This is a genomic window from Coleofasciculus sp. H7-2 (assembly GCF_042747725.1).
GTDB lineage: Bacteria > Cyanobacteriota > Cyanobacteriia > Cyanobacteriales > FACHB-T130 > FACHB-T130.
Genome location: NZ_JBHZGO010000093.1, coordinates 1 through 3719, shown reverse-complemented (window position 1 = coordinate 3719; position 3719 = coordinate 1). Strand labels below are relative to the sequence as shown.

The 3719-nt window shown below is 41.9% G+C and carries 4 protein-coding genes and 2 pseudogenes; 5 read left to right on the top strand and 1 reads right to left on the bottom strand.

The features are described from left to right. Positions 1-64, bottom strand: a 64-nt coding sequence (locus tag ACFW2W_RS19100) for an IS1 family transposase (protein WP_378177235.1), incomplete at its 3' end; no start/stop codon positions are given. 117 nt (positions 65-181) lie between these two features. Between ACFW2W_RS19100 and ACFW2W_RS19095 the strand changes: the two are divergent. From ACFW2W_RS19095 to ACFW2W_RS19075, 5 genes and pseudogenes are all read left to right on the top strand, one after another. Further along, positions 182-1251: pseudogene (locus ACFW2W_RS19095) on the top strand (AAA-like domain-containing protein); the annotation flags it as partial. Between the two features lie 33 nt (positions 1252-1284). After that, positions 1285-2064, top strand: a complete 780-nt coding sequence (locus ACFW2W_RS19090) for a DUF4058 family protein (protein ID WP_378181683.1) — start codon at positions 1285-1287, stop codon at positions 2062-2064. A gap of 70 nt (positions 2065-2134) precedes the next feature. Continuing rightward, the gene (locus tag ACFW2W_RS19085; RefSeq protein WP_378181689.1) at positions 2135-2353 is read left to right on the top strand and encodes a pentapeptide repeat-containing protein; all 219 of its coding nucleotides are present in this window, start codon (positions 2135-2137) and stop codon (positions 2351-2353) included. Between the two features lie 86 nt (positions 2354-2439). Further along, positions 2440-3048 carry a hypothetical protein gene (locus tag ACFW2W_RS19080; RefSeq protein WP_378181686.1) on the top strand — a complete coding sequence of 203 codons (609 nt, stop codon included), beginning with the start codon at positions 2440-2442 and terminating at the stop codon, positions 3046-3048. A gap of 231 nt (positions 3049-3279) precedes the next feature. Then, a pseudogene (locus ACFW2W_RS19075) lies at positions 3280-3609 on the top strand (hypothetical protein); the annotation flags it as partial. Between the last annotated feature and the right edge of the window lie 110 nt (positions 3610-3719).

Sequence of the window (3719 nt, the reverse complement as noted above, 5' to 3'; positions counted from 1 at the left end):
AGCGACCGTGTCTCACCACATCATCACTGCTACAATCGGGACACAACACAGGTTCTAATATCATTGGTCAGGACAGGAAAGACAACTCCTCTCATTCTCTCATTTCCACACGTCTAGAACATTGCCACTTTCCCAGGAGGATGAGGGGAGAGCATCCTTGATGTTGCATTCTTCAGATGCACCCCTGCCAGTGGCAGAACCAGAGTTACCGAATGGTCAGGTGCGTCTCGCTTCTGCGTTTTATGTGGAGCGAGTTCCTTATGAAGCTCAGTGTTACAAGGAGATTTTGCAACCAGGAGCTTTGATTCGGATCAAGGCACCGAGACAGATGGGGAAAACTTCGCTGATGGCGAGGATTCTTTATCGAGCAAATGAGCAGGGTTATCGCACGGTGCCGTTGAGTTTTCAGCACGCGGATACGGCAGTTTTCACGGATTTAAATCAACTTTTGCGGTGGTTTTGTGCCCGGATTTCTCGAAAGCTGCGCCTTCCTCATCAATTAGATGATTATTGGACGGATACTTTTGGCAGTAAAGATAATTGCACGATTTATTTTGAGGATTGTTTGCTGTCAGCATCCAATAGTCCGTTGGTGTTAGGTTTGGATGAGGTGGATCGGGTTTTTCAATATCCCAAAATTGCTGACGATTTTTTTGGGTTGTTGCGGGCTTGGTATGAGGAAGCTGGCTATGGGAATGGCGATAGCGATCGCTGGCAACAACTGCGTCTGGTGGTGGTACATTCAACGGAAGTTTATATCCCCCTAAATGTCAATCAATCGCCGTTTAATGTAGGGTTGCCGATTGAGTTACCGGACTTTAGCCCGGAACAGGTGCAAGATTTAACTCAGCGGCATGGACTGAATTGGAATGCAACGCAGGTTGAGCAATTAATGAGGTTAGTTGGTGGACATCCTTATTTAGTACGATTGGCGCTTTATCATATCGCTCAGCAGACGATTACGTTGGAGCAACTGTGGGAAACTGCTCCGACAGAAGCGGACTTTACGATGACCATTTGCGAAGACATTTGTGGAATCTGCAACTACATCCAGAGTTAGCAGCTGCTTTCGCTAAAGTAGTAACAGCGGACACACCCGTAGAATTAGAGTCGGTGCCAGCATTTAAACTGCACAGCATGGGGCTGGTACAGTTGCAGGGTAATAATGTCACGCCGCGCTTCGATTTGTATCGGCAATATTTTAGCGATCGCTTGAGAGAAAGTATAGATATCAAAACGTGTTTAAATTGACGCAAATACATAATTGTTGCTTGAGGTAAGAAAATGCCTTCTCCATTTCCAGGGGTAGATCCATACTTAGAAAATCCTGAATTGTGGGCTGAGGTACATCATCGGTTAATTACTGCGATCGCCATTGCCATAGCCCCCTCTGTTCGTCCTAAATATCGCGTAGCAATTGAAAAGCGGATTTATTTAAGCGATGTAAAAGATAGCGACTTGGTGATGATTCCTGATGTGGCGGTATTCTCCAAGCCTTCATCCGCTAACCAATCTCAATCAACCGCAACGCTTACCTCCCCGCGCGAACCGATAACAGTAACACTACCAATTCCCGAAGAAACTAGGGAAGGTTACTTAGAAATTAGAGAAGTAGGAACGGGTGAGGTGATTACTGTTATAGAAATCCTTTCCCCTAAAAATAAACGCGCGGGAGTTGGACGAAACTTGTATGAAAGTAAGCGACAACAAGTTCTAACAAGTGCCACCCATCTAGTAGAAATTGACTTACTAAGAGGCGGAAAACCAATGCCTGTTCGCAGTGGAATTGACACAGATTATCGAATTTTAGTGAGTCGAAGCGTTCGCCGTCCAGCAGCTCATTTGTATGCCTTTACTGTACGAGAAGAAATTCCCCCATTCCCCTTACCCTTGCAGTCTGGGGATGCAGAAGTGCAAGTAGAGTTGCAAGCTTTGTTAAGCGAGGTGTATGACCAAGCGGGATTTGATTTAGCGGTAGATTATACTCAGCCTGCAATACCACCCTTGAAGGGAGAGGATGCTGTTTGGGCTGATGCATTGTTGCGAGAAAAAGGGTTGCGGTGATGAGGATATAGTAAGCGATCGCTTGAGAGAAAGTATAGATATCACGAGTAACTGACATGGATGCTGATGAATTACTCAGACGCATTTAAAAGGAGCTAACCTGACAAATGCCAATTTGAGTGATGTCGAGTGGAAAGATGTCGATTTGAGTAGAGCAAACTTAACGGGTGCTACAATCTGGAGCGTAGCAAATGGAATTCTGTCACCTCTTACGAAACAATCATACCTGACGGTAAATTTATGGATGATGACTACTAGCGATCGTGAAGAAAACACAAAAGAGTATTGAAAAAGAAAAAGTCAAAGATTAAGCGATCGCGCTTTGACCAAAACTATCAATCTATCCCTAAACTTAGTTACTCAAAGGTAAAAGAAATGGCATATAGTGACTTTACATTAATCAGAGTGCTGAAAACATTTGACTTAACTCTTGTAGATAGACTTGATATGTTCTCAGATATACCTAAATTAGAGAGCAGTAATTATCTGGCAGAAACACTCCAATATAATCTGCCTTTAGCCCTTGCTAGTAACACCGAAAAATCTCGTTCGGAAATGATTATCACCCCAATTCTAATTGAAGTGAGAAAAAAACTTCAAAATAAAGTTAGTTTATTTTCTGGAATAGATTTTACTGTTGATGCTGAAAGAGGGTTAAATGGCAATTGCGACTTTATAATTAGCGGTTCCCCAGAACTGCTACTGCTTAGAACACCAGTAATTACAATTGTAGAAGCTAAAAAAGAGAATATTAATGCAGGATTAGGGCAGTGTGTAGCGGAAATGATTGCAGCTAAATTATTTAACGAACGTGAGGAAAATAATATTAGGTCGATTTATGGAGCTGTTACTACTGGAGATCGTTGGAAATTTTTGAGATTGAATGGACAAACAATCGAGGTTGAGTTAGGCGAACATCTGATTAGCAATTTAGATAAAATATTAGGAATTATAATATATGGAATAAAGGATAATATGACGTAAACTAAATAAAGTTTAATAGTTGAAAATTCTAAATTTCAGTTAACTAACACTTTGATATACAACATTTATAAATAATGTATGATTTTTCAGTTTACCCTTTTATCTCTGCTGCCTCTGGGTCTTAGCGGTTAACTTATTTAAAACTCTTCACAGCTAAAATAGAATTAGTATATAAGAACTAGCTATTATTAATTAATAATAACAGTTGTTTATAACAAATATCAAAAAGCGGTGTTTTCTACCCAATCAGAACCACTTATGAGTCAAGAGCCAAACCCAGCCTATAACTATAAAGTGGGTGGACATTTACCTCTTGATGCTCCCACTTATGTGGTGCGACAGGCAGATTTTGACCTTTATGAAGGACTCAAAGCTGGGGAGTTTTGTTATGTGCTGAATTCTCGGCAGATGGGGAAAACTAGCTTGCGGGTGCGAACAATGCACAAGTTGCAAGCGGAAGGATTCGCCTGTGCAGCGATAGACTTGACGAAAATTGGTAGCCAGGAGATTACACCGGATCAGTGGTATGCAGGCGTGATAAGGCGCAGGGCTATTTCATTCTAGACAGAGAGGGTGAAATCCAGTAAGCTAAAGCTCAACGAATTTTTCTTATCGAGCTATGAGAACGCTTGCCATTGTGGAAGCCTTTTCCAGTTTGCCTGACGCACGAC